Genomic DNA, 23,443 nt, shown 5'->3' with positions numbered 1-23,443 from the left:
TCAGTTTTTCCTTTCGGGGAAGGTGAAACGCGCCACAACGCGCCTCGCCCAAGGGGGCGTCAAAGCGCCTTCGGTGACGCCGCGCCCGGAATAAGCATGCAAGAACCGTGGGTTATCGCCCGCCTGCGTTTGGAGGCCGACGTGTTTGGCCACGGCGCCCGCACGCATCCGGAAGATCAGGATGTCGCCCTCGGCGGCGTCGCCAAGGGCCCTTTCAACCATGTGAGCGCGGGCAGCCTGTAACAGCCGCTCCTCACCCGAGATCTCGGACCAATCGTTGGTGTAGGCTGGCACAGGTGCTGGCAACGTGCCGTGAAATTCTCGCCACAGCCCCAACAATAGGCCAAGGCAGTCACATCCCGCGCCCTTGCAAGACGCCTGGTGCACATAGGGCGTACCCAGCCATTCCCGCGCAGCAGTCACCACCGCGTTCATCGGCGTGTCCCACCATTGCGAGACGACAGCCGTGTCGGATGAGCCACCTGCCAATCCTCGTTGGGGATGTCCGGGAAGCCCTGGAAGTTAACGAGATTAACGAATTTCAGACGGCAGGTTTCCATCCACTTGTCACATCCGGCAGTCAAGCGGACCGCATCGCCCGGCGCAATATCATCGCGCAGGCTGTCCCATAACTCCACCATGCGCAGATTGTCCGCGATCCGATCCAGTTTGACTGCCCCGGACAACCCCGCCGCAGTCCCCGTGAGAACCTGCATACGGCCGCGCTCGAACCAGCGCGGCTCAAACCCGGTAAGGCCGTCAAATGTGAACCTGCGCCCGTCTGTCGTTGTCACGTCGGCCTCGGCCACATAGCCCGTCGTCGCCAAATCGAAGCCGCATTCCGCGTCACCCAGCACCGCCTGACAGGTCCTTTGATAAACGCGTCCGGTGGGCACGTTCATCCGTTCCGCCAAACCGCGCAATTCAGCCGAGAACGCACCATTCGCACGCGTGATCTCGCCCAAGCTGCCGCGAAACTGCAGCACCCGGTTATCGGGATTCGCCCATTGGACCAGCCACGCCTCGACCTCCGCCCCGTCAAAGCGGCCCGCGAAGATGTCCGCCTCGGTGATCGACAGATCCGACAGCGCGCCCACGGCCTCGGTATTGTCGACCGACAGGCCGGTCGTCTGGCTCAAGGCGGCCGCGCTCAATCCCGTGCCCGCGCGAAACGTAGTGCCGTCAAAGACCAGGTCACAATCGTGATCTGTGAAGCCGAACTGCGCGGCATCCATACGCGTCACCCGCCAACAGCGAGAGACCCCCGTCGCCCCGGTTTTCAGATGCAGATCAAGGTCTTGAACGCTCATATCCGGATCTCCACGATGGGAACATTGGGCACTTCACCGGCCTGAAACGAGGCGACAGACGTCTGGATGATGTCGGTGTCAAAGCGCACCGGGACGTCGAATTCATAACCCGCCGTGACCTCCACATCCTTCGGTGGGGCATCTACGAAGGTGATCTCGCCAGTCGTGTAGTTGATGTCGAAATGCACGCCCGCGACCTGCTCATCGACGGAGACGCCCGCCAGAACCGTCGACATCACAGGCTTGGTTAACGGTCGCGCGTACGAGTTGATGCCGGATTGGTAGGTCTTGGTCAGTTGAAACGTCTGCGTCACGCCGTCCCCCGTCCCGATCCGCTGATCGCGGAAGGACGGCTCGGACGAGGGCGCGCAGGATTTGTAGTCGGACCAATCCTTCCAGCGAAAACCGAAAAGCTGTCCTCGACGGGCCTCGAAAAAGTCGATCAAGAGCGCGATGTCATCGAGTGATCGCATTGAAACGCCCGCATCATACCGCCTGCGCGAATGCGCCCAGGGCGTGTTGCGCTCTTCGAAACCGTTGGTCAGCGCCACGACTTCCGTGCGCCGCTCGGGTCCACCGACCGACCCGAAGCTGAGGTTTGCGGGGAAGCGAACTTCATGAAATCCCATGGTTTTTCCCCTTTACCGATTACGTTGGCCACGCGCCAAGGCACGTTGCATCTGCGCGGCTACCTGGCTGGAGGACCGCTGGAACCCGGCCACATCGGGCGAGGTGATGTTCATCGTGACGTGCACCGAGCCGCCGCCGCCCGCAGCCGCAACGCCAAGTTTTCCGTCCGCGCCACGGCGCAGCGGCATGATTGCTTCCGGCCCCGCCTCGCCCATCAGGCCCGTTCCCCCGCGCATCGGGAAGGTCGTGGGGCTGCTGACCACGCCACCGCGTGCAAAGGGCATCACCCGACCCTGGCTGATCGCGCCGCCTTTCTCGAACGGTAAGATGCCGCTCAAAAGGCCATTCATGCCGTTGCTGATCGCGGTTCCGAAGGCGTTTTGCACCGGCCGCATCGCCGTGTTGTAGGCCGCGTCGATCATCGACGAGGCCACGTTTTGAAGGGCGTCGGACAAGCGCATGCCGTCGAAAACAACGCCATCGAACGCACGGCGCAATCCGCCGCCGATCGCTCGGCTCATCGAGTTTACTTCGCGCCCCGTGTAAAGCATCGTGCCTTGCATCTCGCGCAGCTCGCCCTGGAACGCCGCTGCCATGGAGGTCGCGCCCGCAAGGCTCGTCTCCAGCTCCGCAATCTCGGCATCAAAGCGGCTGAGAGTGTCATCCATCTCTGTCATGTCCGTCCTCGTCTCTCTTGTCTGGGAACCGCGCCAAAAGCGCGTCAAATGCGTCACGACGCAAAGGCGCGGCCCCGTTCTCGGGGCCGAGCAGGATCAGGAATTCCGTTGGGGTCATCGCCCAGAACGCTGCAGGCGTCAGGCCAAGCCCTTGAAAAGCAACGCGCATCAGCGCAGGCCAATCAAAGCCAGAAGGTCCGTCATTCATGTCGGCACGGGCCGGAACGCTAGGATCAGAAGCCGCGCGGCCACCCGCGCGGCCTCCAGGATGCCACCGTCGATCTCGGCCTCCATCAGGTCCTCCATCTGGCCCCGCCATCCGCCACCCCGCAGCCCAGCACAGACCAGCCCCAACACGTCGGCGGACTTCAGACCGTCCCCCTCGAACCGGGCCACCATCTGCGTGAGGGACCCCGCGCCAAGCCATTCTTCCAGCTCCGCCAACGCACCCAGCGTCAGCTTTGCCATGTGCCGCTCTCCGTTCAGGGTCAGCGCCACTTCGCCGGTCCAAGGGTTCGCCATGATCAGATCGCCGTGAAGGTCAGTGCGCCTGCGGACGCCATGGAAATCTCGTAGGTCGCCTCACCATCATGTGTGCCCGCATATTCGATGGAGCTGATCTGGAAAGCGCCTTCCACGATGCCGAAGTCGGGGATTACAACCTGGAAGTCAGGCATGCCGCCTTCGAAGAAGATGTCGCGCGCCCGCTCGTCGGTGGAGGCATCGCGGAAGATGCCTGACCCGCTGATCGAGGCCGATTTCACGCCCGCGCCGCGCAGCAGTTCGCGCCAGCCGCCGGTGCTCTCCAGGCTCGTGACGTCAACGCTTTCGCTGTTGAAAGAAAGGCGCGAAGCACGCAGGCCTGCCATCGTCTCGAACACGCCGTTGCCGTCCATGTCGACCTTCACGAGAAGGTCCTTGCCATTCTGTGCTGTCATGGGGATTCTCCATTATTGTCAGTGCTTTGTGAAGCGAAGCTCATGCATCACTTGAATCAATGTAGGCGCGAAACCAGATCTCGATTTCGCGGCCATTCCCCACCCGCCGTGCGCGGGCGCGAAGGAAGTTCAGGCCGGTCAAGGTCCCTCGGGACAGGGTCAGATCAGCGTCGCTCAGCGCGTCCGAGATCGCAGCAGCGATCGTTTTGGCCGTATGAAACCCCGCCCCGTCCGAGATGACGATGACCGGGAAGTCATGGACCGCGCCGTCGCCCACCACGTCCGAGGCATCGCGGACCCGCTCCGGCCCAAGGCTCACGTAGATCGTCGGCACCGGACCCGGCGGCAGCGCGTCGTAGATCGCGCCTCCGGTTAACGTGTCGACGGCGGCATCCGATGTCAGTTTGGCATAGACCGCCTCTTGCAAGGCGGCAGTCGCGGCGTAGCTCATGCGCCCACCTCCTCTTTTGCGAAACACACCAGATAGCGGCCTGCTGCATCCGTTTCGGTCACCGCCTCGATGCGGTAGATCCGGTCGCCATCGCGAAACCGCATCGCCGCCGTGGGCCGCGAGGGCGCCCCTTGCGGTACAGCTCGAACTGTAATCTTCAGCTTCAGCTCAGAGGCCTCGACCTCGCGCCCTGCGCCTCGGGGCAAGACCTCGGCCCAGATGATGCCAAGCGCCTGCCAAACCTCGGAAAACCCACCCGCGCTGTCGCTTGCGCGATTGGGCGCCTCCAGCACGAGTTTTCGGTTGAAATGCGGGATGCTCATGCCGTGCCTCCCCGCAGGCGGATTTGCCGATAGGGCTCGATCAACGCCGTCACCTGAGGGGGCATATGCCGCGATCCGCTGTCGACCTGGCCGTAATACTCAGCCGCCAAGACCAGCAGCGCGCGCTGCAAATCCGCCGGAACATTGGACCAATCCGGCCCGTATCCCGCCGTCACGGTGACCTCGACGGTGCCGCCTTTGGCAGGCATCGGAAACGATCCCGCGACCATTTCGATGCAGGGACGATGGGCGTCCGGCAGCAGCGTGTAGCGCGCCTCATCAACGACGCTCTCGTCGCCGTTGCGCGCGATCAACTTGATGCAGTCGATCTGGGTGACGGGGGCAATCGGCAAGGCGTAGCTGGCCGACACCGGCGAGGAGACCATCGTCAGTGCGAACTGACGTTGCATCAGGACCTTGCCGATACGTGCCTCGATCGCGGCCATGGCGGACCGCAGGCAGCTTTCCAACTGCGCATCCTGGCTGCCGTCATCGGCAAACCCGGAGGACAGGCGCAGGTGATCCGACAGCGCACTCACCGGAAGGGATGCACTGGGAACGGAGGTCAATTCGACCATCATCATGTTGAAATCTCCGGGAAATTACGAATAGGAGTAGAGGGCTGGGGCGTGCCGCCGACCTCCGCGCTGCTCATGCGGAGAGACGCGCAGCTGGACCCGCAAAGGTCCGCACGCACGCCCCACCCGCCCCAGCACCCCGAGGGCGCCAGGGCAGGATCGATGATCTGAGATCAGCTGGTGCCGAACTTCATCAGCTTGATCGCTGCGAAGTCCGTCACGTCACCGCCCACGCGCTTGGTGGCATAGAACAAGACATGGGGCTTGGCCGAGAAGGGATCGCGCAACACGCGCAGATCCGGACGCTCGGCGATGGTGTAGCCGGCGCCAAAGTCACCGAAGGCAATTGCCATCGCGTCAACAGCGATGTCGGGCATGTCCTCGGCGATCAGGACCGGGTAGCCCATAAGGCGCGCGGGCTCACCGGCGGCAAGACCGTCGGACCACAGGAAGCGGCCATCGGCGTCCTTCATCTTGCGAACGGCCCCAGCCGTCTTGGAATTCATGATGAAGTTGGCGTTGGCCCGGTAGCGGGCGCCCAGGGCGTAGACCAGATCGACAATGGCGTCGGCGGGGTTGGTGCCGTCGAAATCGCCTGCGGTTCCCGTGGCGACATAGCCAAGGTTGCCCCAGGTCCAGCTGCCGTTATCAGCCGTCGGGTGGGTCAGGACACCCTTGGGTTTGCCCACGCCGTCACCCGAGATGAATGAGGATGCTTCGGCACGGGCGAACTTGTCCGCGATGCGACCGGCCAGCCAGCCCTCGATGTCGAAGGCCGCATCGTCCAGCAGACGCTGGGATGCCTTGGGCAACGCGGACAGCTCATGCAGCGGGATCGAGATACGCTCGATGCTCGGCGTATCCGTTTCAGCCGTGTTGGAGACTTCGTCAGCCCAACCGGCACCCGTGTCGGTGCTGTCGATCAGCACGTCGAACGAGGACGCCTCGACGTTGACCACATTGGCCACGGACCGCAGCGAAGAGGACGACCGCAGAACCGATTGGATCATCTCGGCAGTCTGCGGATCGACCAGGTAGCCACCCTCGGCATTGACGGCGGTGTTCATCGCCTTGCCTTCCAGCTCCAGGCCCCGCAGCGCGTCATCGTCGCCGCAACGAAGATAGGATTTCAGCGCCAGCTTGTGCGGCGCGGTGGTGTCGATGTCCGCGGACAAGGCGGGGCGTGCGAAGTGGTTTGTCTTGGTGTTCAGCATAGCGATACGCTCTTCCTGCTTTTGAAATTTTGCATTCATGTCGTCTTGGAATTGGTTGAATTCATTCAAGAATCCGCCGATCGCGGTCTTGACTTCAGCCATAGGAGCGCTGGCCGCGCCCCGTTCGTGGGTCTCGGTCATGAGAATTCCCTTGTGGTTGAGTTTGACCCCCGGCATGGGGGCCCGAGATCAGCGGGCCTTGCGGGCCGCCAGGGTTTGGCGGGCGTTCTCGAACACCTGCGCCAGGTCTTGAAGCGTGTCGGATTTACCCTCGCGGCCATCCAAACGCGCCTCTGGAAGCATCGGGAAAGTGACAAGCGACACCTCCCAAAGCTCCACTTCCGAAAGGCACCGAAGGCCCCTCTCGTTCTTGTGGGACTTCACCGTGCGATACCCGATGGATAGCCCGTCAATCGCACCCGCGCGGGTTAGCGCAGCCGCCTCACGGGCGCGCGCCACGGTCTCCAGCAGCCGCCCCTTCACGTAGAGTCCGCGCTCGTCTTCGCGGATCTCGTCCCAGATACCGATGGGTTCGTTCGGGTCATGCTGCCACAGCATCTTGACCTTGCGACCGTCCCCTAACGACTTTGCATAGGCGCCCTTTTCCACGACGTCGCCGCCCTGGTCCTTTGCGCCGAACAGCGAGGCGTAGCCCTCGATGACGAATTCATCGTCAAGGGTCAGATCCCTGTCGAACTTCTGGAATTTCACTTCCAGTCCACTTGCCGAGAATGCATTCATATCAATCTCCTAAACGCCGACGTTCAAGTTAAGTAGCTGGCTGATCCCCTGCGCAAGGATCACCGAGACCACGCCGAAAACGGCGAGCCATAGGCGCTTTTCCAGCCGTTGAAGCGCCACCTCGATTCCTTCGAGGCGAAACGCCAAGGCGGCCCATCTCTCTTGCTGCACCCGCTCATTCGCTTCGATCTGCGCGTTGGCAGCGTCAAATGGCGCGTACAGATAGCGAGAGCCGCCTGCAGGGCGTGTCACGCTCATTCCTCCGGCTGCTCCGACAGGCCCAACATCCGACGCTTTTCGGCGTCTGTCAGGAATGCGGCCTCGCTGACGCGGCGCCACTGCGCCTCGCGCTCGGCGGACAAGGCGGGTACACCGTCGAGGTCAGGCGTGACCTCCACCACATCGCCCGTCAGCCCAGAAAGCCAATAGGACATCGATGCCCAAACCTTCTGCGCCAGCGGCAGGACCGTCAGGCGATAGAACGCTCGATTGGCCTCGGCGTAGTTGGCGTAGGTCGCGTCGCCGGGGATTCCCAGCAGCATCGGCGGCACGCCGAAGGCCAGTGCGATGTCGCGCGCGGCGGCGTCCTTGGTCTTCTGGAATTCCATGTCAGAGGGGCTGAACCCCATTGGCTTCCAGTCCAGTCCGCCCTCCAGCAGCATCGGACGCCCGGCATTGCGCGCGCCCTGGTGGTGGCTTTCCAACTCCATCTGGAGGCGGTCGAACTGGTCCTGGCTCATCGTGCCAGACCCCTCCAGGCCGTTGTAAACAATGGCACCCGAGGGACGCGCAGCGTTGTCCAACAGCGCCTTGGACCATCGCGCCGCCGAGTTGTGCACATCAATCGCCGTCGCCGCCGCCTGGATCGGCGCCAATCCGTGGTGGTCGTCCTGGGGGTGGAAATTGCGAATGTGGCAGATCAACTCCGCCGGATACCGATGCGACCGCGCCCCGACCGTGTAGTCATAGGCCTTGGGCCAGCCATCGGCACCGGGGATCAGGCTCATTCGGTCGGATCGCAGCACGTGAAGCTCTGCCGGATAGCCCTCTTCCGGCATCAACGCTTCCACATAGGCATTGCCCGACAGCATCAGCTGCGCGAAGGCGGCCTCCAGCAGATCGGCCCGGGTCTGACCCGCGTTCGGGCGCCCCAACAGCGCTAGGACGGGATGTGCCTCATAACGGCGCTCTGCGTCACGGCAGATCACCGGCAAAGCCGCTGCGGCTTCGGCAATCACCTTGACCGCACGGAAGCCCACCGGGTTTCCCAGAAAGCCGTTCTTGGTCAGTGACCCCACGTCCCGGGGGCTCCACACCACGCGGCCGGACGATCCCCAGACCGCCAGCTTTGCACTCGCAGAGGCCTTCGCCTCTGGTGCCGCGGGTGTAGATTTCTTTAGGAAATCCAATACCATATGAGCCTCTCCTCAAGTCATACAAAAAGAACGGGCAGGCCTGCGCCTCCCGGTCTCAAATCGCCGATGGCGACCTGTCTAGGTTGTTGTCAAAGGTTGCGAATACCGGGGTTCAGCCGGTTCTTGGCGGGCACCAACATGCCCTCTGTCAGCGCCCAGACCAGCGCATCCACTCGGTCAGGAGAGCCTTGGCCCTCGTATCCCGTCAACGCCATCTTGCACATCTCATCTTCCAGTTCAGCGTGGGTGCCCACATGGGCCACCTTCCCCTGCTCGTACAACGCCGCCACAGGCTCTGCCCGTGCCACCTTGCCGGTGGAGGCATGGACCGTCCGCAGGTTGATCGTGGGGTCGACCGTGCGGATCGTATCCGCCACCATGACGCCGCCCTGGTTGACCTCTGCCACCATCCGGCTTGCGCCGTGACGATGGTAGGCGGCAACGGCCGCGTTCGCCCATTGGTTCGGCGACACGCCCTGGACCGAGCAATCCTCCAACACCACCGCACGCCACTGCGCCGGATCGCCACTTTCAACGATACCGACCACCACGATCCCACAAGCATCCGAGCCCGCGTGCCCCGTCACCGGAGGATCAACCGCCACCAGCACCCGCGTCACCTCAGGCGATTCGGCCAAACGCCCCTCGTCCAGCGTGCCACGTATCCACAATGCGTTGTCGACGTCGTCCAGCAACACGCCGTCCAGCTCTTGCCGTCCCAACCGTGTGTCTCCGTAGCGTGACCGAACCTCCGTCAGGAACGAGTCCGCCAGATAGGCCGAATTCGCCTCTGTCGGGGCATGGGTGTGCGCCACCCCATCCCGTGCCAACAATTCCTTAAGGACGTTAACGTTTCGCGGCGTGGTCGTGACGATCTGCTGCGGGTGTTGACCCAGCCGAAGGCCGAACTGCAACATGTCCCATGTTTCCTGCGCCTTTGGCCACTTCGCCAATTCATCGGCCCAGGCCAAATCAAACTGCGGTCCCCGCAGCGCCTCGGGATCATTGGCCGAAAAGACCTGCGCCTCGGCCCCATTGGGCCAGACCAGTTTACGTTCGCCCGAAATCCAGCGCGGCACCCGATCGGGTGGACAGCAGGCGATCAACCCGCTTTCTCCCTTCACCATGACGGCCGTCGCCTGATCGTAAGTCTCTCCGATCAAGGCCACGCGTTTGGCCCGTCCCGGCGCTTCTGGCGTGGCGCCCTCGACCATGGACCGGACCCATTCGGCCCCGGCCCGCGTCTTGCCTGCGCCCCGGCCGCCAAGCACCACCCAGGTGGTCCACTTGCCCTCAGGGGGCAATTGGTGCGGCAACGCCCAGAACTCGAACAGCCACGGCAAAGCCGCCAGGGCGTTCTCATCCAGACTGTTCAGAAACGTCTCTTCCGTGTCCGGCCCCGCGGAGGCAAGCCAGGCGGAGCCCGATTTCAGCCCTTGCTTTGTCAAGGTCGAGCTGCCCTGCGCCGCCAACCCCGAACCGTTTGCAACCTGCTTCACGTGCCTTCTCCCGCATTTCCATCGTATAAATGAATGCGCCATTCATCTGGCGCACTGCTTTCGTAACTTCACCCTCACCGACGTCCGGCGCCTGCTCCAACTCGCGGCAAGAGGCTTGCAATGCCCGAACGGCGCGGTCGAACGCATCTTGCGCCTGAAGCAGCAGCTTCTCGGCACGCGCCTCGTTCTTGGGGGCGATATCATTTGTAGTGGTCATGTTCGTAATTCCCGTGTCCGTGATGGCTCTCGGTCACGAGCAGAATGCAGGTGTCGTCTTGAAACCATTCCGTCCGCCGCGGCCCCCTGCAAAGGAAGGACCCCGTCTCACCCGGACAAAAAGAAACGGCCCCCAGGGCGTTACCCTGATTGGCCGTTGAACCCACATCTTCCAGCGTGCCTAAAGAGGTGCCATGGGCCGTTCGGTGGGTCAACAAGTATTGTATTTTCAAAGGGTTAACGGGCGCACCGCGCGGTAACACTTGATTAACCCGCTGCCAGATGCGCCTTGAAAATCAAGGGTGTCGGATGCACCAAAGCTGCCGCCCCCACCGAACGCTCCGCGCAAAGTTTTTGCGCGAACGACATCGCATTTCGACGTGCCACCCGCACAAGGCTCACGAAATCGCCGTGATTACCGCCCGAAAGGAAGTGAGGCGCGCCTCAATTCCCGTTGCGCTCTGCCTCGATTTCACGCCACCGCGCCACATTGCGGTTATGCTCGTCAAGCGTCACCGCAAATGCGTGGCCCCCGGTGCCATCGGCCACGAAGAAGATGAAGTCCGTGCTGTCGGGGTTCACCGCCGCCTCGATCGCAGCCTGTCCCGGGTTGGCAATCGGCGTCGGGGGCAAGCCGTTAATGACGTAGGTGTTCCAAGGCGTCTCGGCCCGCAGTTCTGATTGCCGCAAGCCACGGCCCAGAATGCCGCGCCCGTTGGTGACGCCATAAATGACCGTCGGGTCCGTTTGCAGGCGCATGCCCTGGTTCAAGCGGTTGGTGAACACGCTCGCAACCCGGCCCCGTTCTTCCGGCACGCTTGTCTCTTTCTCGATGATCGAGGCCAAGATCAGCGCCTCTTCCGGGGTCGAGATCGGAATGCCCTCTGCCCGGTTCGCCCAAGCCTCCGCCAGGATCCGCTCCTGCGCGGTTTGCATCTCTGCCAACAGATCCAGACGGCTATCGGCCCGGTTCACTTCGATAGTGGTCGGCGCCAGCATCCCCTCGGGAGGGATGTCCACGATTTCTCCGTCAAGGAAATCCGCCGCCATCAGCCCCTGCACCACCTGCCACGAGGTCAACCCTTCGGGGATCACCAAGCGGTACAGCATCGGCGTGCCCTCATCGACGAGGGTCGCATATTCGACCGGAACGCCCTCTTCATAGGCGAAGCGAACGATCTCTTCGACCTCCCCCGTGGTGGGGTTGCGCTCGCTCAGACGCAATTGCCCGGTGCCCGAGTTCCGCAAAACGTAAGTCGCACGGTAGCGGAAAGAAGACGGGCCGCCCGCCGTGACGATCTCCAGCACCTGCGCCATATTGGCGCCTGCCGGGATCTCGTAGTTGCCGAAGCGCAAGTCGCCCGCACGATCCGCCGCGCGCACACCCACCCGAAACACGGTGGCCGAGCGGATGGCGCCCGCCGCCTCCAGCCGTTCCGAGACGCGGCTCAGGGTGTCCCCTTGCTCCACTTCAAAGAACGTGGCCTGCGCCAGCGGGCCTTCGCCCTGCCATTGCCGCTGTCCCCAGCCCAAGGCAGCCGCCGCAGCGATCAGGACAACGATCAGGAACGAGATGCCGTTGGCGGCGATATGTTTCCACATGCGCGTCTACACCCGGCCCATGATCAGGCAGGCGTTTGTCCCGCCGAACCCGAACGAGTTCGATTGCACGACGTTGATCTCGCCTTCCTGCTTGGCGTTGGCGCACAGGTTGATCGCCGTCTCCGCCGCAGGTGTGTCTAGGTTGATCGTCGGCGGCGCCACGTTATCGCGGATTGCAAGAATGCTGAAAATCGCCTCGATCGCGCCCGCTGCCCCCAGAAGGTGCCCGGTCATCGATTTGGTCGAGGACATCCGCAACTTGCTCGCGTGATCGCCCATCAGGCGCTCTACCGCGCCCAATTCGATGGTATCGGCCATGGTCGACGTGCCGTGCGCATTGACGTAATCCACCGCCGAAGGGGGCAGTCCAGCCCGCTTCAGCGCCGCGCGCATCGCGCGTTCTGCGCCCTCATGGTCGGGCGGCGGGGCGGTGATGTGATAGGCGTCGCCGCTCAACCCGTAGCCCAGGATTTCTGCATAGATCGTGGCACCCCGCGCCTTGGCGTGCTCGTATTCCTCCAGCACCACCACACCGGCGCCCTCGCCCATCACGAAGCCGTCGCTGTCCGCATCCCAGGGGCGCGAGGCCTTTTCGGGCTCATCCGCACGCTTGGTCGACAGCGCCTTACAGGCGTTGAACCCGGCAATACCGATGGCGCAAATCGGGCTTTCCGCTCCGCCCGCGATCATCACATCAGCGTCGTCGAACGCGATCAGCCGCGCCGCATCGCCAATGGCATGTGCCCCGGTAGAACACGCCGTCACCACCGAATGGTTCGGCCCCTTGAAGCCATAGCGGATCGAGACCTGCCCCGAGATCAGGTTGATCAATGCGCCCGGCACAAAGAATGGCGACACCCGCCGGGGGCCACGCTCGTTCAACACGATGGAGGTATCGGCGATGGACGATAATCCGCCGATGCCCGCGCCCAAAAGGCACCCCGTCCGCTCCAGGCTCTCGCTATCGGTCGGCGTCCAGCCTGCATCTTCCACGGCCTGTACCGCGGCGGCCATGCCGTAGAGGATGAAATCGTCGACCTTGCGCTGCTCCTTGGGCTCCATCCAGGCGTCGGGGTTGAACGTCCCGTCGCTGCCGTCACCGCGCGGCAACTCACAGGCGTAGGTCGTGCCAAAGCCCGTAGGATCAAAGCGCGTGATCGGACCCGCGCCCGATTGCCCCGCCAGAATACGGCTCCACGTTTCGTCCACGCCCGATGCCAGAGGTGTCACCAACCCCAGACCCGTTACAACCACTCGCCGCATGCCCAAACCCCTTTAATCGTCTTTGCCAGATCAATTACCGGAAACGCCCCCCTAGGCGCAATCCCCTGCCCCATTCGCACCCGCGGGACGGCGGGAGGGGCGAGGCTTGCGCTTTTTTGCCGGGCAAAAAACCGCAAGCCAGCGTCTCCCCCGTCCAAGCCCCATCACGTCTCTCGGGCCAAACGGAAAACGGCGCCCGGATTGCTCCGAACGCCGCGCTAAATCATCCGCCCAAGCGGATAAGGTCCGCCTATCAGGCTGTCGCCTCAGAGATGAACTTCGTCGCGTCGCCGAAAGTCTGGATCGTCTCGGCGGCGTCGTCGGGGATCTCGATCCCGAACTCTTCCTCGAACGCCATGACCAGCTCGACGGTGTCCAGCGAGTCTGCGCCGAGATCGTCGATGAACGACGCGCCCTCAACCACTTTCTCTTCGTCGACGCTCAGGTGCTCAACAACGATCTTTTTCACGCGGTCTGCGATGTCGCTCATACTAGGTTCCTTATCGTAGTTTCAGGGCCAGCCCCGACCTGGGACCTTTCCGGTTAAATAAGTGCCATTTCGGCCGCTCGAGTTGCCTAACCCCACCCGTTACAGGTGGGATAGGCCTGCCATCGGGACAAGCCCTCCGGTGAAATCTGCGCCGCCTATAGCATATGTTGCGGCCATGGCAATGCCCTGTCGCCGCCTTTCTGACGCAGCGTCAACGGCGATCATAGCATCGCCATGCCGCCGTTCACATGCAACGTCGTGCCCGTCAGGTAGGCCGCCTCGGGGCTGGCAAGGAACAGGGCCGAGGCCGCGATCTCGTCGGCCGAGCCCATGCGCCCTGCCGGGATCTGCACCAGGATCTTGTCTTTCTGGTCGTCCGTCAGCTTATCGGTCATCGCCGTTTCGATGAACCCCGGCGCAATGCAGTTCACCGTGATGCCCCGGCTGGCCACTTCGTAGGCCAAGCTTTTCGACATCCCCACCATGCCTGCCTTGGAGGCCGCATAATTTGCCTGTCCCGGGTTGCCCGTGGCCCCCACGACCGAAGAGACGTTGATGATCCGCCCCCAACGGGCTTTCATCATGCCCCGAAGCGCACCCCGGCAGAGCCGCATCGTCGAGGTCAAGTTGACCTCCAAAACGCTGGCCCATTCGTCGTCGGACATGCGCATGAACAGGTTGTCGCGGGTGATGCCCGCGTTGTTGACCAGAATATCGAGGCTCCCCATCGCGGCAATCGCGGCCTTGGGCAAGGCTTCCACTGCTTCGGCGTCGCTCAGGTTGCAGGGCAACACATGGGCGCGCTCGCCCAATTCGGCGGCCAAGGCCTCCAACGGCTCGGTGCGCGTGCCAGATAGGCCGACAACAGCCCCCGCCCCGTGCAACCGGCGCGCAATCGCCGCGCCAATTCCGCCAGAGGCGCCCGTCACCAACGCATTTTTTCCTGTCAGATCAAACATATGCCTCTCCCTCTATCCCTTGATTGCCGCTACGGCGGCGGCCACGTCGTCTGGCGTGCCGACCGCATGGGTCGCCACCGTGCGGTCAATGCGTTTGACCATGCCCGACAGCGCCTTTCCGGCCCCGATCTCGAACACCTCCGTCACCCCCTGCGCCGCCATCCACGCCACACTCTCGCGCCAACGCACACGGCCCGTCACCTGCGCCACCAGGTTATCGCGGATCACCATGGCCGAGGATTCGGCGCTTGCGATCACATTGCCGACCAGCGGCACGATCGGCGCTTGCATGTCGACCTGCGACAATGCCTCCGCCATCGCGTCGGCGGCAGGCTGCATCAGCGCGCAATGGAAAGGGGCCGAGACCGGCAGCATCAGCGCCCGCTTGGCACCGCGCGCCTTGGCGATCTCGCACGCTCGCTCCACTGCGGCTTTCGCGCCGGAAATCACCACCTGGGCCGGGTCATTGTCGTTGGCCGCCTCGCAGACTTCGCCCCCCTTGAATTCAGCAGAGGCCTCAGAAGCCACTTCTTCCACCGTCGCCAAGTCTAGCCCGAGGATCGCCGCCATGGCGCCCTCGCCGGCAGGCACGGCCGCCTGCATCGCTTCGCCGCGCAACCGCAAAAGGCGCGCGGTATCAGCCAGGGACAACGCCCCCGCCGCCGCCAGGGCCGAGTATTCGCCCAGCGAGTGTCCCGCCACGTAGGAGGCGGCAGTGACTTCGACCCCCTCCGCCTTCAGGGCCGCCATGGCGGCCAGGGACGTGGCCATCAACGCGGGCTGCGCGTTGCGCGTCAGGGTCAGGGCCTCGATCTCTCCCTCCCAGATCAGGGTGGACAAGGCCTCCCCCAGCGCGTCGTCCACCTCGTCGAAGACGGCTTGGGCAGCCGGATACGCCTCCGCCAGGGCGCGGCCCATGCCGATGGTCTGGGCCCCTTGGCCAGGAAAGATGAAGGCTCGGGTCATGGTGGGGCTCTCCCTTGGATCAATCGCTGGAAGGGCGCGCGTCCACCGCGCCCAAAACATGGTCTCCTTGGGCTACCCCAAGCCCGCGCCCATCGCAATGTGGCACGCGCAAAGGGGGGCAAACGCGAAACAGGCGGCACGCCTGCGCGCACCGCCTGTGATTTGCAAAACTCCAGCACTCTGGCTGTCAGCCGCCGGTTCGGATCTCCAACTCGGCAGTGCACGTGCCGCCGGAATAAACGCCCAGCCAGACATCCACACGTCCGTTGAGGTCGTCGGTGTCATAAAGTCTTAGCCGCGACAGCAAACGGTTTCCGCCATCGTCGTCGAAATGATAATTGCCAGCCGCATCACGCACGAGAAGCGTGGTGTCACAATTGGCGGATTCGACGTCGAACTGTAGATAGTCGTAGCTCTCCATATCAGACAACGTCAGCGTGAACGTCGGGTTCGCATCGAAATGCGCCCAGCGGTTCGGCAAGCCGGCGCAGCCCCGGATATTGGTGTAGCCCGAATAGCGCACCTGGTAATCCGAGTTGTTCGTCAGGTCCGAGCCGTCCGAGACGATCGGGATGCCGAAATAATTGGTCGACGGGCAACCTGCCGCAGGCGGACTCGCGGTTTGCGGCGGGTCCGGCGTCGGATCTGGATCTGGGTCGGGATCAGGATCGGGGACCGGATCTGGATCAGGATCGGGGTTCGGATCAGGATCCGGGTCGGGGTATGGATCGGGATCGGGATCAGGATCGGGGTCCGTCCCAGTTCCGGTTCCAGTGCCCGTACCTGTGCCAGTCCCCGTATCCGTGCCGGTCCAAAGGGTCGGTCCCGGGTCGCAAGTCGATCCACCCGTGCAGCTATCGCCCGCCTCTTCATCAGGTTGAACGGCCAATTGGCTGTCCCAGGCCGTTTCGAACATGCCGTCCTGCAACTCGCCTTGAATGGTGCTGGATTCGGTGGTCAAGGCGTCGCCCGTCTGCTCGGAGACAAAGACACCCATACCCACCAAGGCCGCCATCACGACGACCCAGTCGATCGTCGCGGCGCCACGTTCATCCGTCAAAAACCGTTGGTGCGCCACGGGGGGCCTCCATTCTTGTTCCTGCATGGGCCCTGAGCCCTTGATTCCTTGCGGTCTGCCAGGTCCAAACGGCCTGCCCGCCGGTGCCCTCCTGATCGCAGGACGGCACTCTCCGACGCCGTCGTGCCTGCGCAACATGGTCAGAATGGGGCAGAAACCGGAAATCCCTGTGGCCATTGGGCGAGAACCGCCCTCATGCCTTGGCATATCGGCCCCCACCTTGGCGGCACACAGGGTAGACAACGGCAGCACGGAAGCGTAACAGCGCGCATCCTTGCCAAGTTACCCATTGGCGTGATCCCTCGTGGCCGGGGAGCAAGGATGCACATGCCCGGCCTTTGAAATGCGCCCGAAACGATAGAACTGGAGTTCCCATGGCTCTCTACGAGCACGTGATGATTGCGCGTCAGGACCTGTCCAACACGCAAGCCGAAGCGCTGAACGAGCACTTTGGCACCGTCCTCGCCGACAACGGCGGCACTGTTGTTGACACCGAATATTGGGGTGTCAAAACAATGGCTTACAAGATCAACAAGAACCGCAAGGGTCACTATTCCTTCATTCGCACGGACGCACCGTCCGCCGCGATCCAGGAAATGGAACGCCTGATGCGCCTGCATGACGACGTGATGCGCGTTCTGACCATCAAGGTCGACGCCCACGAAGAGGGCCCCTCGGTCCAGATGCAAAAGCGCGATGAGCGTGAACCCCGTCGCGAGCGTCGTTGATTCGACCGCTGACCGTTTGAAAGGACCAAACCATGGCCGCTAAACCATTCTTCCGCCGCCGCAAGACCGACCCGTTCGAGGGCGAGAACGCGCCGAAGATCGACTACAAAGACACCCGTCTTCTGCAACGCTACATCTCCGAGCGTGGCAAGATCGTCCCCTCCCGTATCACCGCTGTTGGTGCCAAGAACCAGCGTGCGCTCGCCAAGGCGATCAAGCGCGCGCGTTTCCTGGCCCTTCTGCCCTACGCCGTAAAATAAGGAACGCACATCATGGACGTTATCCTTCTGGAACGTGTGGCGAAGCTGGGTCAAATGGGCGAAGTGGTCTCTGTCAAAGAGGGCTACGCGCGCAACTTCCTTCTGCCGCAAAAAAAGGCGCTTCGCGCCAACGAAGTGAACCTCAAGACTTTTGAGAACCAAAAGGCACAGCTTGAGGCGACGAACCTCGAGACGAAGAAAGAAGCGCAAGCAATGGGCGAAAAGCTGGAAGGCCAGCAGTTCGTCATCATCCGCTCCGCCTCTGACAGCGGCTCGCTCTACGGCTCCGTCACGATCCGCGACGCGGCCGAAGCGGCAACGGCCGAAGGCTTCACCGTGGATCGCAAGCAGGTCGCCCTGATCGCACCGATCAAGGATCTGGGCATCCACAACGTGCTGGTGAAACTGCACCCCGAAGTCGAGGTCGAGATCGAGCTGAACGTCGCCCGCTCGCCTGAAGAGGCCGAGTTGCAAGCCTCCGGCAAGTCCATTCAGGACCTGGCCGCCGAGGAAGAGGCACAAGCCGAGTTCGAGATCGCTGAACTGTTCGACGACATCGGGGCCGCTGGTCTGGATGAAGACGACGACGCAGCACCCGCACCGGCGGCGGAAGAGACCTCTGACGAGGAATAATTTCACCTGTCGCGACGTGATCACGAAAAAATGGGCCGTCTCCTTGCGGGGGCGGCCTATTTCTATGGAAACCATAGTTTTCTGGAAGGTCTTCCCATGCGCCGCACGCTTGCTCTCGCCCCCCTCCTCGCTGCGCTCCTCGCAGGTGCGTCATTCGCCCAGGCCCCCGTTGATGATGGCACCGGGAATTTCCCGGCGACCGTAGCGGCCTTTCCAGGGCAGACCGAGGCGCCCCTGACCGCCTCCGGTGTGACCTTTGCCGAAGAGGTCATCACCGGGGCACTGGCCCGCCCCTGGGGCCTCGCGGTCCTGCCCAACAACGCCGGATACATCGTGACCGAGCGTGGCGGCACCCTGCGTCACATCACCCGCGATGGCACCATGGGGCCGGAAATCAGCGGCGTGCCCGACGTGCGCGCCATCCGACAGGGCGGACTGCTCGACGTGGCGCTTGCCGCTGATTTCGCAGACAGCCGGGTGATCTTCCTGACCTATTCGGCGCCCGAGGGGCTTGCCGCATCGGCCACTGCCGTGGCACGGGCCGTCCTGTCGGAAGACCATGGCGCCCTTACGGACGTCGAAGAGCTGTGGCGTCAAACCCCTGCCTCCGCGGTCCCGCTGCACTTCGGCAGCCGGGTGATCGTTGCGCCGTTCGGATCGCTGTTCGTGACCACCGGCGACCGCTTCACCCCTGAAAACCGCCAATTGGCGCAGGATCCGGTCGGCGCAAGCTACGGCGTTACAATTCTGATCGATACCGAGGGCGCGCCCTCACCCGTTCCAGTCATCGACGGCGCACGCCCGGAAATCCTGAGCTACGGACACCGCAACATCCAGGGCGCGGCCATCCATCCCGAAACCGGCAGTATCTGGACGCTGGAACACGGCCCGGCGGGCGGCGATGAACTCAACATCATATGGCCCGGCGGCAACTATGGCTGGCCCGAGGTGAGTTATGGCGTGAACTACAACGGCTCTGACGTTGGCAGCGGGGAGCAGGCCCACGCGCCGCAATTCCGTGAGCCAATCTACTACTGGGACCCCTCCATCGCGCCGTCGGACATGGTGTTCTACGACGGCGAAATGTTCCCTGACTGGCAGGGCGACATCCTCTTGGGCGCGCTTGCGGGACAAGCCCTGGTACGGCTCGACATGGACGGTGACAGGGTGGTCGGAGAAGAGCGGCTGCGCCAAGGCGCTGGCCGTGTGCGCGATGTGGACGTCGATGCGAACGGCGCGATCCTGATCCTGATTGACGATGATCCGGGCGCCTTGATCCGCCTGACCCCGGCAGCGGAATAGGCATGCCGGGCGTGCCACCGCGCGCCCCTGGTATCAACCGAACCACACCTACGTCCCACGGGACGGCGGGTGGGGCGTCGCTGACGGGTTTGCTTCGCAAATCCCGTTGGCCAGCGTCACCCCCGTCCAAATGCAAACGGCCCGCCTGGAAGGGCGGGCCGTTCGTCTGGAAATGAAGTGTCAGATCAGAACGTTTCCATCTGCAGCGTCGCGCCGCAAAGGTTTTGGCCATAGGTGCCGACCCAAATGTCATAGGTGCCGGAACGCGGGTTCTGCAGGTTGATCAGCGGGTTCAGGTTGCCCCAGCCGTCGTCGTTGAAGTACCAGTTGCCCGTCGCGTCATTGACCAGCAGAACCGTGTCGCAGGACCCGTTCACGCGGATCTCAAGGCGGCGGTACTGTTCAAGACCATCGATCTGGAACTCGAAATCAGGGCGCGAGATCACGTAACCCGAATGGTTCCAACCGCAGTTGCGCAGGGATTGGTCGCCGCCCGCGGTGACCGAATAGCTGTTCGGCGTCCAAAGGTCCTGACCGGTGGTATAGCCGGTCTGCACGCCCGCGTTTTGCCAGGCGGGGCACGCGGCGGCGACGCCAGCGGTGGCGATCAGGGCAAAGGCGGCTGCAAGTAGCTTTTTCATATCGTGTTACTCCAGAATCTTATTTTATTAGAAGGGGTTAGTATTTGCGACGGTATCTGTGTCGATAGGATGATCCTCACTCATTCGAAAAGCCAACGAAAGGCGGGGAATCCATACCATTTGCAAAAACCGACGCGGGACAAGGTTGATTTCGGTCAGCCTCGCCCCCATCGAAAGGACAAGATGACAAAGGACGCACCTGTGTGGCGCGCCCTCCATCGGTCTTGGTCCTCACGCGCGACACGCGCGCCACCCGGATCAGAAGTTCCAGGTTTCCATTTCCAACTCGGCAGAGCAGGAGATGGAGTTGCCGTAAGTCCCGACCCAGACATCCACCCGGCCGTTCAACGCGGCCGTGTTCGTCAGGTTCAGCTCGGGCTGAAGCCCGCCGCCGGAGTCGTCGTCGAAGTGCCAGTTGCCCTGGGCATCATTGACCAGAAGCGTGGTGTCGCAATCGCTCGTCACTTCGATTTCCAGGCGACCATAGGTCTCCATACCCGAGAGGTAGAAGGAGTAGTGCGGGTTGGCGTTGGCCACACCTGCCCCCACGGGGATGTCCGCGCAGGTCGACAACGATGTTGCGCCCCCGGCTTGCACGGTGAAGCGATCCGGGCCGTACAGCGCAGAGCCGTCGGTGGTCACAACGATGCCTTCCAAGGTGGTCGTGGGGCATCCCGCGGTCGGCGTCGGCATGGGCACCGGCTGCGGGACCGGCTGCGGCACGGGAACAGGTGCCGGGGCAGGCGCTGGTGCGGGTGCTGGGACCGGCACGGGCACGGGTACGGGTACGGGCGCAGGTACGGGGACCGGGGCAGGTGCAGGGACAGGCACCGGCACGGGTTGCGGAACAGGCTGTGGTGTCACGGCCACGGGGATCGCCTGCAGCGTGAAGGTGCCAGGGCAGACCGTGTCGTTGTAGGTGCCGACCCAGACATCGACCCGGCCATTCAGGGACGCGGGATTGGTGATGTCGAGTTGCGGCTGCAAGTTCCCCTGCCCGTCATCGTTATAGTACCACGTCGTATCGGCACCGTTCACCAGCAAGGTCGAGTCGCATTCTGCATTGGCCAGAAGGCGCAGGCTGTAGCCGTCCATACCGGTCAGTGAGACCGAGAACTGCGGCACCTGGCTGGCATAGCGGCGGCCATCGATGCCGGGGCAGGTCGTGACATCCGTCCCGCCGGTCGCCTGGGCGACATAGCTGAGCGGTTGCAGGATCTGGCTGGCGTCAAACGCCAATGCGGGGCCAGGCACTTCCCAGGAGGGGCAGGCGCTGGCAGGCAGCGGGACCGGTTGTGGCACGGGCTGCGGCACCGGCACGGGTTGCGGCACGGGAACAGGCTGCGGCACGGGCTGACCCGCACCGGCCAAGGCCTGAACCGACAAGACAGCGGGACAACCGCCGCCCGCAAAAGTGCCAAGCCAGATGTCGACACGGCCGTTCGCGGCACCGGCGGGCAGCGTCAGCCCGGGCTGGAGGCTATTGCGGTCATCGTTGAAGTACCATTGTCCGTTGGCGTCGTTCACCAACAGCGCGGGATCACAGCTGGAGGTCGCAAAGACGTCCAGCGGACGCCCGGCCATGCCGGTCAGGTTCAGGGTCAGGTCAGGGGCAGAGCGGAACTGCCCGTAGCCAAGGTTCCCAAGGCCACATTGGTCCAGCGTGAAATCACCGCCAGCGGACACGGAGAAGCCTTGGGGCATCGCGGTGATCTGGGACGCATCATAGCTAAGCGCGCCGGCCGAAAGTTGATAATTGGGGCAGGCCAAAGCGGCTCCGCCCATTGCGAACAGCGCAATTGCACTCGCAGTCATTAGACGCATTGTGTTGGGTTCCTTCCTGTTTGGCGGGGGGCAAGGGGGGCCAAAACCGCCTTAGATAGACACTATGAGGTCATAGTAGGGCTAAAAATACACCCGCAGAACTGCGGAAACCCTGACCTTTGTCAATTCACGATAGCCAAGCGCGCTGCCTGACCAAAGTATTTTTTTGGAAACGATTTATGCGCAGGCCCTTACCGGAGCCTGCGCAGGGGCCTGCTTTCCAGATCAGATCCCGAACAGGCGCTGCCAAAGGCTGAGGCGCGGCGCCTCTGCCGTGCCGGGGCCGGACTGGATCACGGCGGTGTTGGAGCCGTTGATCACCAGCGTAGTGGCGCCCGCCGGGGCGGCCTCGGCGGCATCTGCCATGGCGGCGACCAGATCCGTGCCCCGCTCGGGCGTCCCATGGGCGATCGTCGGCGCAGCTTCGGCGGTCGGAACAACGATCCGCGCGATCATGCCACGCGGCACCGGCGCGATGGAGGTCAGCGGCGCAAGGCTGCGCACCTCGGGCCGGACGACGGGGGCCAGGGCCGCGACCTGCCCCGCCAGCGCCGGGTTCAGGCGCGCGGCTGCGTTGGGGCCCTGAAACAGGCCCGACATGTCGGACGGCAGATTGGCCATGGCGGGGTTTGCGCCGGTGTTCAACCGCGCGGCGAAATTGCCGGGGTTCAGGATCGAAGAGATGTCTTGAGCCGCCACAGGGGCAGCCAGCGTGGCGGCCAGAACAGCCAGGAGGGGGAGAGTGCGTTTCATGATTTTTCTACTCGAATGAATTTGGGGGAAAAGAAGCGCCCTGCCCCATCTGCACGACGGGGCAAAGCAAGGGCGGGGTCAGAAGGCGCGCCACGGGAACGAATGCCGCGGGAGCATGCCGCGCGGGATCACGGCGGGATTGTTCAGGCGGCTGTAGAAGCCCGAAAGGTCGTGGATACGTGGCGCAACCGAACGCGGCAGCACCATGTGCGGGACGGTGTGGCGTGGCACCGGACGGAACAACTCGTCGAAGTTGAACGGACGCGGGGTGGCGTGGGGCACACCAAACGGCGTGTTCCAACCGAAGTTCAGGCGCGGCACGATGGGAAGCGTTGGCACAGGCAGCGTGTCGAAATGCTCGGACAGCGCCTCGGCATAGGCCTCGCGGTCCTCGATCATCTGCGCCAAACGCTTTTCGGCATCGGCACGGTGGCCGGGTGTCCAGCCGGGGTCGATGCCGCCCAGGGGCGTCACACGATCAGGCCCGCAAGCCATGCCGAGGGTGTCACACATCTCGGCCATACGGTGGAACGCCGGATCGTTGAGGACGGACGGCGCGAGGCCCGGCAGAACCGGGACATCCCCGCGAGTGATGCCCCGATCACCAGTGATGATGAGCGGTTCAAACGTGGGTGTGCCTTGGTAGATGATCGTGTCGGCATGGGCGGCGGATAAGCTTGCCGTGAGGCCGATCACCGCTGCGATGGGAAATCTGAACATGGGATTAAGCCTTTGAAAAATGAGAGGTCGAATGAAAAGGGTCTTGGTGGAAGGGTGAAAAGGTAGAAAGAAACGTTCTGAAAAATGCCGGGATGCGGCGATGGGCCAAACATGCCCCCATGGCCATCTGATTTTCAAAAGCGGCCCCCGGTTATCCGATAACAGGGCCCGCTTTGCCCAATAAAAAAAGGCGCCCCGCGCGGGACGCCCTTGTCTTTCTGTTGCCGATGGC

At 63.2% G+C, this 23,443-nt stretch carries 29 protein-coding genes; 4 read left to right on the top strand and 25 right to left on the bottom strand.

Translation table 11 applies throughout. The features are described from left to right. The 21 genes from KUL25_RS01660 to KUL25_RS01560 all read right to left on the bottom strand — a co-directional run bounded on the left by KUL25_RS01660 (position 1) and on the right by KUL25_RS01560 (position 16,350). Positions 1–435, bottom strand: coding sequence for a C40 family peptidase (locus KUL25_RS01660; protein ID WP_257894806.1), 435 nt, complete (start codon positions 433–435; stop codon positions 1–3). Beyond that, complete coding sequence (locus tag KUL25_RS01655) at positions 432–1,310, bottom strand: DUF2163 domain-containing protein (RefSeq protein ID WP_257891331.1); 879 nt, start codon at positions 1,308–1,310, stop codon at positions 432–434. Before KUL25_RS01655 ends, KUL25_RS01660 begins: the two co-directional genes overlap by 4 nt. Then, the gene (locus KUL25_RS01650) at positions 1,307–1,939 is read right to left on the bottom strand and encodes a DUF2460 domain-containing protein (RefSeq protein ID WP_257891330.1); all 633 of its coding nucleotides are present in this window, start codon (positions 1,937–1,939) and stop codon (positions 1,307–1,309) included. Before KUL25_RS01650 ends, KUL25_RS01655 begins: the two co-directional genes overlap by 4 nt. A gap of 12 nt (positions 1,940–1,951) precedes the next feature. Further along, a complete protein-coding gene (locus KUL25_RS01645) occupies positions 1,952–2,617 on the bottom strand; it encodes a phage tail tape measure protein (protein WP_068353095.1) in 666 nt (221 codons plus the stop codon). Next, entirely contained in the window at positions 2,601–2,786 is a 186-nt protein-coding gene (locus KUL25_RS01640; protein ID WP_427854382.1) for a phage tail assembly chaperone, read from the bottom strand. Before KUL25_RS01640 ends, KUL25_RS01645 begins: the two co-directional genes overlap by 17 nt. Before the next feature lie 35 nt (positions 2,787–2,821). Continuing rightward, positions 2,822–3,139 (bottom strand): gene transfer agent family protein, encoded by a 318-nt coding sequence (locus KUL25_RS01635; protein ID WP_257891329.1) that lies wholly within the window; start codon positions 3,137–3,139, stop codon positions 2,822–2,824. 2 nt (positions 3,140–3,141) lie between these two features. Continuing rightward, complete coding sequence (locus tag KUL25_RS01630; protein ID WP_068353088.1) at positions 3,142–3,555, bottom strand: phage major tail protein, TP901-1 family; 414 nt, start codon at positions 3,553–3,555, stop codon at positions 3,142–3,144. A 40-nt stretch (positions 3,556–3,595) separates the two neighbouring features. Further along, complete coding sequence (locus KUL25_RS01625; protein ID WP_257891328.1) at positions 3,596–4,006, bottom strand: DUF3168 domain-containing protein; 411 nt, start codon at positions 4,004–4,006, stop codon at positions 3,596–3,598. Next, positions 4,003–4,329 carry a phage head closure protein gene (locus tag KUL25_RS01620; protein WP_257891327.1) on the bottom strand — a complete coding sequence of 109 codons (327 nt, stop codon included), beginning with the start codon at positions 4,327–4,329 and terminating at the stop codon, positions 4,003–4,005. The genes KUL25_RS01625 and KUL25_RS01620 overlap by 4 nt, the downstream gene beginning before the upstream one ends. Further along, positions 4,326–4,913: a head-tail connector protein gene (locus tag KUL25_RS01615; RefSeq protein WP_257891326.1), complete on the bottom strand. Its 588-nt coding sequence runs from the start codon at positions 4,911–4,913 to the stop codon at positions 4,326–4,328. Before KUL25_RS01615 ends, KUL25_RS01620 begins: the two co-directional genes overlap by 4 nt. 167 nt (positions 4,914–5,080) lie before the next feature. Beyond that, positions 5,081–6,262, bottom strand: a complete 1,182-nt coding sequence (locus KUL25_RS01610) for a phage major capsid protein (RefSeq protein WP_257891325.1) — start codon at positions 6,260–6,262, stop codon at positions 5,081–5,083. Positions 6,263–6,310: 48 nt separating this feature from the next. Continuing rightward, positions 6,311–6,862, bottom strand: coding sequence for an HK97 family phage prohead protease (locus KUL25_RS01605; RefSeq protein WP_257891324.1), 552 nt, complete (start codon positions 6,860–6,862; stop codon positions 6,311–6,313). A gap of 9 nt (positions 6,863–6,871) precedes the next feature. Beyond that, positions 6,872–7,120 carry a GTA head formation protein, RCAP_rcc01685 family gene (locus tag KUL25_RS01600; RefSeq protein ID WP_068353076.1) on the bottom strand — a complete coding sequence of 83 codons (249 nt, stop codon included), beginning with the start codon at positions 7,118–7,120 and terminating at the stop codon, positions 6,872–6,874. Further along, positions 7,117–8,277: a phage portal protein gene (locus KUL25_RS01595; protein ID WP_257891323.1), complete on the bottom strand. Its 1,161-nt coding sequence runs from the start codon at positions 8,275–8,277 to the stop codon at positions 7,117–7,119. Before KUL25_RS01595 ends, KUL25_RS01600 begins: the two co-directional genes overlap by 4 nt. Positions 8,278–8,366: 89 nt before the next feature. Continuing rightward, on the bottom strand, positions 8,367–9,710 hold the full coding sequence (locus tag KUL25_RS01590; RefSeq protein ID WP_257894805.1) for a DNA-packaging protein: 1,344 nt from the start codon (positions 9,708–9,710) through the stop codon (positions 8,367–8,369). Positions 9,711–10,436: 726 nt separating this feature from the next. Further along, complete coding sequence (gene mltG / locus KUL25_RS01585) at positions 10,437–11,594, bottom strand: endolytic transglycosylase MltG (RefSeq protein ID WP_257891322.1); 1,158 nt, start codon at positions 11,592–11,594, stop codon at positions 10,437–10,439. A gap of 6 nt (positions 11,595–11,600) precedes the next feature. Next, entirely contained in the window at positions 11,601–12,857 is a 1,257-nt protein-coding gene (fabF, locus tag KUL25_RS01580) for a beta-ketoacyl-ACP synthase II (RefSeq protein WP_257891321.1), read from the bottom strand. 253 nt (positions 12,858–13,110) lie between these two features. After that, positions 13,111–13,347, bottom strand: coding sequence for an acyl carrier protein (locus tag KUL25_RS01575; protein WP_068353065.1), 237 nt, complete (start codon positions 13,345–13,347; stop codon positions 13,111–13,113). 221 nt (positions 13,348–13,568) lie between these two features. After that, complete coding sequence (fabG, locus tag KUL25_RS01570; RefSeq protein ID WP_257891320.1) at positions 13,569–14,306, bottom strand: 3-oxoacyl-[acyl-carrier-protein] reductase; 738 nt, start codon at positions 14,304–14,306, stop codon at positions 13,569–13,571. Between the two features lie 12 nt (positions 14,307–14,318). Then, a complete protein-coding gene (gene fabD / locus KUL25_RS01565) occupies positions 14,319–15,272 on the bottom strand; it encodes an ACP S-malonyltransferase (protein WP_257891319.1) in 954 nt (317 codons plus the stop codon). A gap of 187 nt (positions 15,273–15,459) precedes the next feature. Beyond that, entirely contained in the window at positions 15,460–16,350 is an 891-nt protein-coding gene (locus tag KUL25_RS01560; RefSeq protein ID WP_257891318.1) for a Flp family type IVb pilin, read from the bottom strand. Positions 16,351–16,724: 374 nt separating this feature from the next. Between KUL25_RS01560 and rpsF the strand changes: the two genes are divergently transcribed. The 4 genes from rpsF to KUL25_RS01540 all read left to right on the top strand — a co-directional run bounded on the left by rpsF (position 16,725) and on the right by KUL25_RS01540 (position 19,273). Next, positions 16,725–17,078 carry a 30S ribosomal protein S6 gene (gene rpsF / locus KUL25_RS01555; protein ID WP_257891317.1) on the top strand — a complete coding sequence of 118 codons (354 nt, stop codon included), beginning with the start codon at positions 16,725–16,727 and terminating at the stop codon, positions 17,076–17,078. Positions 17,079–17,110: 32 nt separating this feature from the next. Continuing rightward, entirely contained in the window at positions 17,111–17,338 is a 228-nt protein-coding gene (gene rpsR / locus KUL25_RS01550) for a 30S ribosomal protein S18 (RefSeq protein WP_011454743.1), read from the top strand. Between the two features lie 12 nt (positions 17,339–17,350). Next, complete coding sequence (gene rplI / locus KUL25_RS01545; protein WP_257891316.1) at positions 17,351–17,971, top strand: 50S ribosomal protein L9; 621 nt, start codon at positions 17,351–17,353, stop codon at positions 17,969–17,971. Between the two features lie 96 nt (positions 17,972–18,067). Then, positions 18,068–19,273: a PQQ-dependent sugar dehydrogenase gene (locus KUL25_RS01540; RefSeq protein ID WP_257891315.1), complete on the top strand. Its 1,206-nt coding sequence runs from the start codon at positions 18,068–18,070 to the stop codon at positions 19,271–19,273. Between the two features lie 185 nt (positions 19,274–19,458). Here the strand turns inward: KUL25_RS01540 and KUL25_RS01535 are convergent, their stop codons facing one another. The 4 genes from KUL25_RS01535 to KUL25_RS01520 form a co-directional block, all read right to left on the bottom strand. Beyond that, positions 19,459–19,914, bottom strand: coding sequence for a hypothetical protein (locus KUL25_RS01535; RefSeq protein WP_257891314.1), 456 nt, complete (start codon positions 19,912–19,914; stop codon positions 19,459–19,461). Positions 19,915–20,172: 258 nt separating this feature from the next. After that, positions 20,173–21,738, bottom strand: a complete 1,566-nt coding sequence (locus KUL25_RS01530) for a hypothetical protein (RefSeq protein ID WP_257891313.1) — start codon at positions 21,736–21,738, stop codon at positions 20,173–20,175. Positions 21,739–21,963: 225 nt separating this feature from the next. Beyond that, positions 21,964–22,491, bottom strand: a complete 528-nt coding sequence (locus KUL25_RS01525; RefSeq protein WP_257891312.1) for a hypothetical protein — start codon at positions 22,489–22,491, stop codon at positions 21,964–21,966. A 78-nt stretch (positions 22,492–22,569) separates the two neighbouring features. After that, a complete protein-coding gene (locus KUL25_RS01520; protein WP_257891311.1) occupies positions 22,570–23,211 on the bottom strand; it encodes a hypothetical protein in 642 nt (213 codons plus the stop codon). Positions 23,212–23,443: the final 232 nt, after the last annotated feature.

The organism is Gymnodinialimonas phycosphaerae (assembly GCF_019195455.1).
Lineage (GTDB): Bacteria > Pseudomonadota > Alphaproteobacteria > Rhodobacterales > Rhodobacteraceae > Gymnodinialimonas > Gymnodinialimonas phycosphaerae.
The sequence above is the reverse complement of the archived record's forward strand: the minus strand, read 5'-3'. Positions and strand labels throughout refer to the sequence as shown.

Bases quoted from the DNA above. Each gene is read 5' to 3' on its own strand.
- KUL25_RS01660 (WP_257894806.1), bottom strand. From the start codon at position 435: ATGAACGCGGTGGTGACTGCTGCGCGGGAATGGCTGGGTACGCCCTAT.
- KUL25_RS01655 (WP_257891331.1), bottom strand. From the start codon at position 1,310: ATGAGCGTTCAAGACCTTGATCTGCATCTGAAAACCGGGGCGACGGGG.
- KUL25_RS01650 (WP_257891330.1), bottom strand. From the start codon at position 1,939: ATGGGATTTCATGAAGTTCGCTTCCCCGCAAACCTCAGCTTCGGGTCG.
- KUL25_RS01645 (WP_068353095.1), bottom strand. From the start codon at position 2,617: ATGACAGAGATGGATGACACTCTCAGCCGCTTTGATGCCGAGATTGCG.
- KUL25_RS01640 (WP_427854382.1), bottom strand. From the start codon at position 2,786: ATGCGCGTTGCTTTTCAAGGGCTTGGCCTGACGCCTGCAGCGTTCTGG.
- KUL25_RS01635 (WP_257891329.1), bottom strand. From the start codon at position 3,139: ATGGCGAACCCTTGGACCGGCGAAGTGGCGCTGACCCTGAACGGAGAG.
- KUL25_RS01630 (WP_068353088.1), bottom strand. From the start codon at position 3,555: ATGACAGCACAGAATGGCAAGGACCTTCTCGTGAAGGTCGACATGGAC.
- KUL25_RS01625 (WP_257891328.1), bottom strand. From the start codon at position 4,006: ATGAGCTACGCCGCGACTGCCGCCTTGCAAGAGGCGGTCTATGCCAAA.
- KUL25_RS01620 (WP_257891327.1), bottom strand. From the start codon at position 4,329: ATGAGCATCCCGCATTTCAACCGAAAACTCGTGCTGGAGGCGCCCAAT.
- KUL25_RS01615 (WP_257891326.1), bottom strand. From the start codon at position 4,913: ATGATGATGGTCGAATTGACCTCCGTTCCCAGTGCATCCCTTCCGGTG.
- KUL25_RS01610 (WP_257891325.1), bottom strand. From the start codon at position 6,262: ATGACCGAGACCCACGAACGGGGCGCGGCCAGCGCTCCTATGGCTGAA.
- KUL25_RS01605 (WP_257891324.1), bottom strand. From the start codon at position 6,862: ATGAATGCATTCTCGGCAAGTGGACTGGAAGTGAAATTCCAGAAGTTC.
- KUL25_RS01600 (WP_068353076.1), bottom strand. From the start codon at position 7,120: ATGAGCGTGACACGCCCTGCAGGCGGCTCTCGCTATCTGTACGCGCCA.
- KUL25_RS01595 (WP_257891323.1), bottom strand. From the start codon at position 8,277: ATGGTATTGGATTTCCTAAAGAAATCTACACCCGCGGCACCAGAGGCG.
- mltG (WP_257891322.1), bottom strand. From the start codon at position 11,594: ATGTGGAAACATATCGCCGCCAACGGCATCTCGTTCCTGATCGTTGTC.
- fabF (WP_257891321.1), bottom strand. From the start codon at position 12,857: ATGCGGCGAGTGGTTGTAACGGGTCTGGGGTTGGTGACACCTCTGGCA.
- KUL25_RS01575 (WP_068353065.1), bottom strand. From the start codon at position 13,347: ATGAGCGACATCGCAGACCGCGTGAAAAAGATCGTTGTTGAGCACCTG.
- fabG (WP_257891320.1), bottom strand. From the start codon at position 14,306: ATGTTTGATCTGACAGGAAAAAATGCGTTGGTGACGGGCGCCTCTGGC.
- fabD (WP_257891319.1), bottom strand. From the start codon at position 15,272: ATGACCCGAGCCTTCATCTTTCCTGGCCAAGGGGCCCAGACCATCGGC.
- rpsF (WP_257891317.1), top strand. From the start codon at position 16,725: ATGGCTCTCTACGAGCACGTGATGATTGCGCGTCAGGACCTGTCCAAC.
- rpsR (WP_011454743.1), top strand. From the start codon at position 17,111: ATGGCCGCTAAACCATTCTTCCGCCGCCGCAAGACCGACCCGTTCGAG.
- rplI (WP_257891316.1), top strand. From the start codon at position 17,351: ATGGACGTTATCCTTCTGGAACGTGTGGCGAAGCTGGGTCAAATGGGC.
- KUL25_RS01540 (WP_257891315.1), top strand. From the start codon at position 18,068: ATGCGCCGCACGCTTGCTCTCGCCCCCCTCCTCGCTGCGCTCCTCGCA.
- KUL25_RS01535 (WP_257891314.1), bottom strand. From the start codon at position 19,914: ATGAAAAAGCTACTTGCAGCCGCCTTTGCCCTGATCGCCACCGCTGGC.
- KUL25_RS01530 (WP_257891313.1), bottom strand. From the start codon at position 21,738: ATGCGTCTAATGACTGCGAGTGCAATTGCGCTGTTCGCAATGGGCGGA.
- KUL25_RS01525 (WP_257891312.1), bottom strand. From the start codon at position 22,491: ATGAAACGCACTCTCCCCCTCCTGGCTGTTCTGGCCGCCACGCTGGCT.
- KUL25_RS01520 (WP_257891311.1), bottom strand. From the start codon at position 23,211: ATGTTCAGATTTCCCATCGCAGCGGTGATCGGCCTCACGGCAAGCTTA.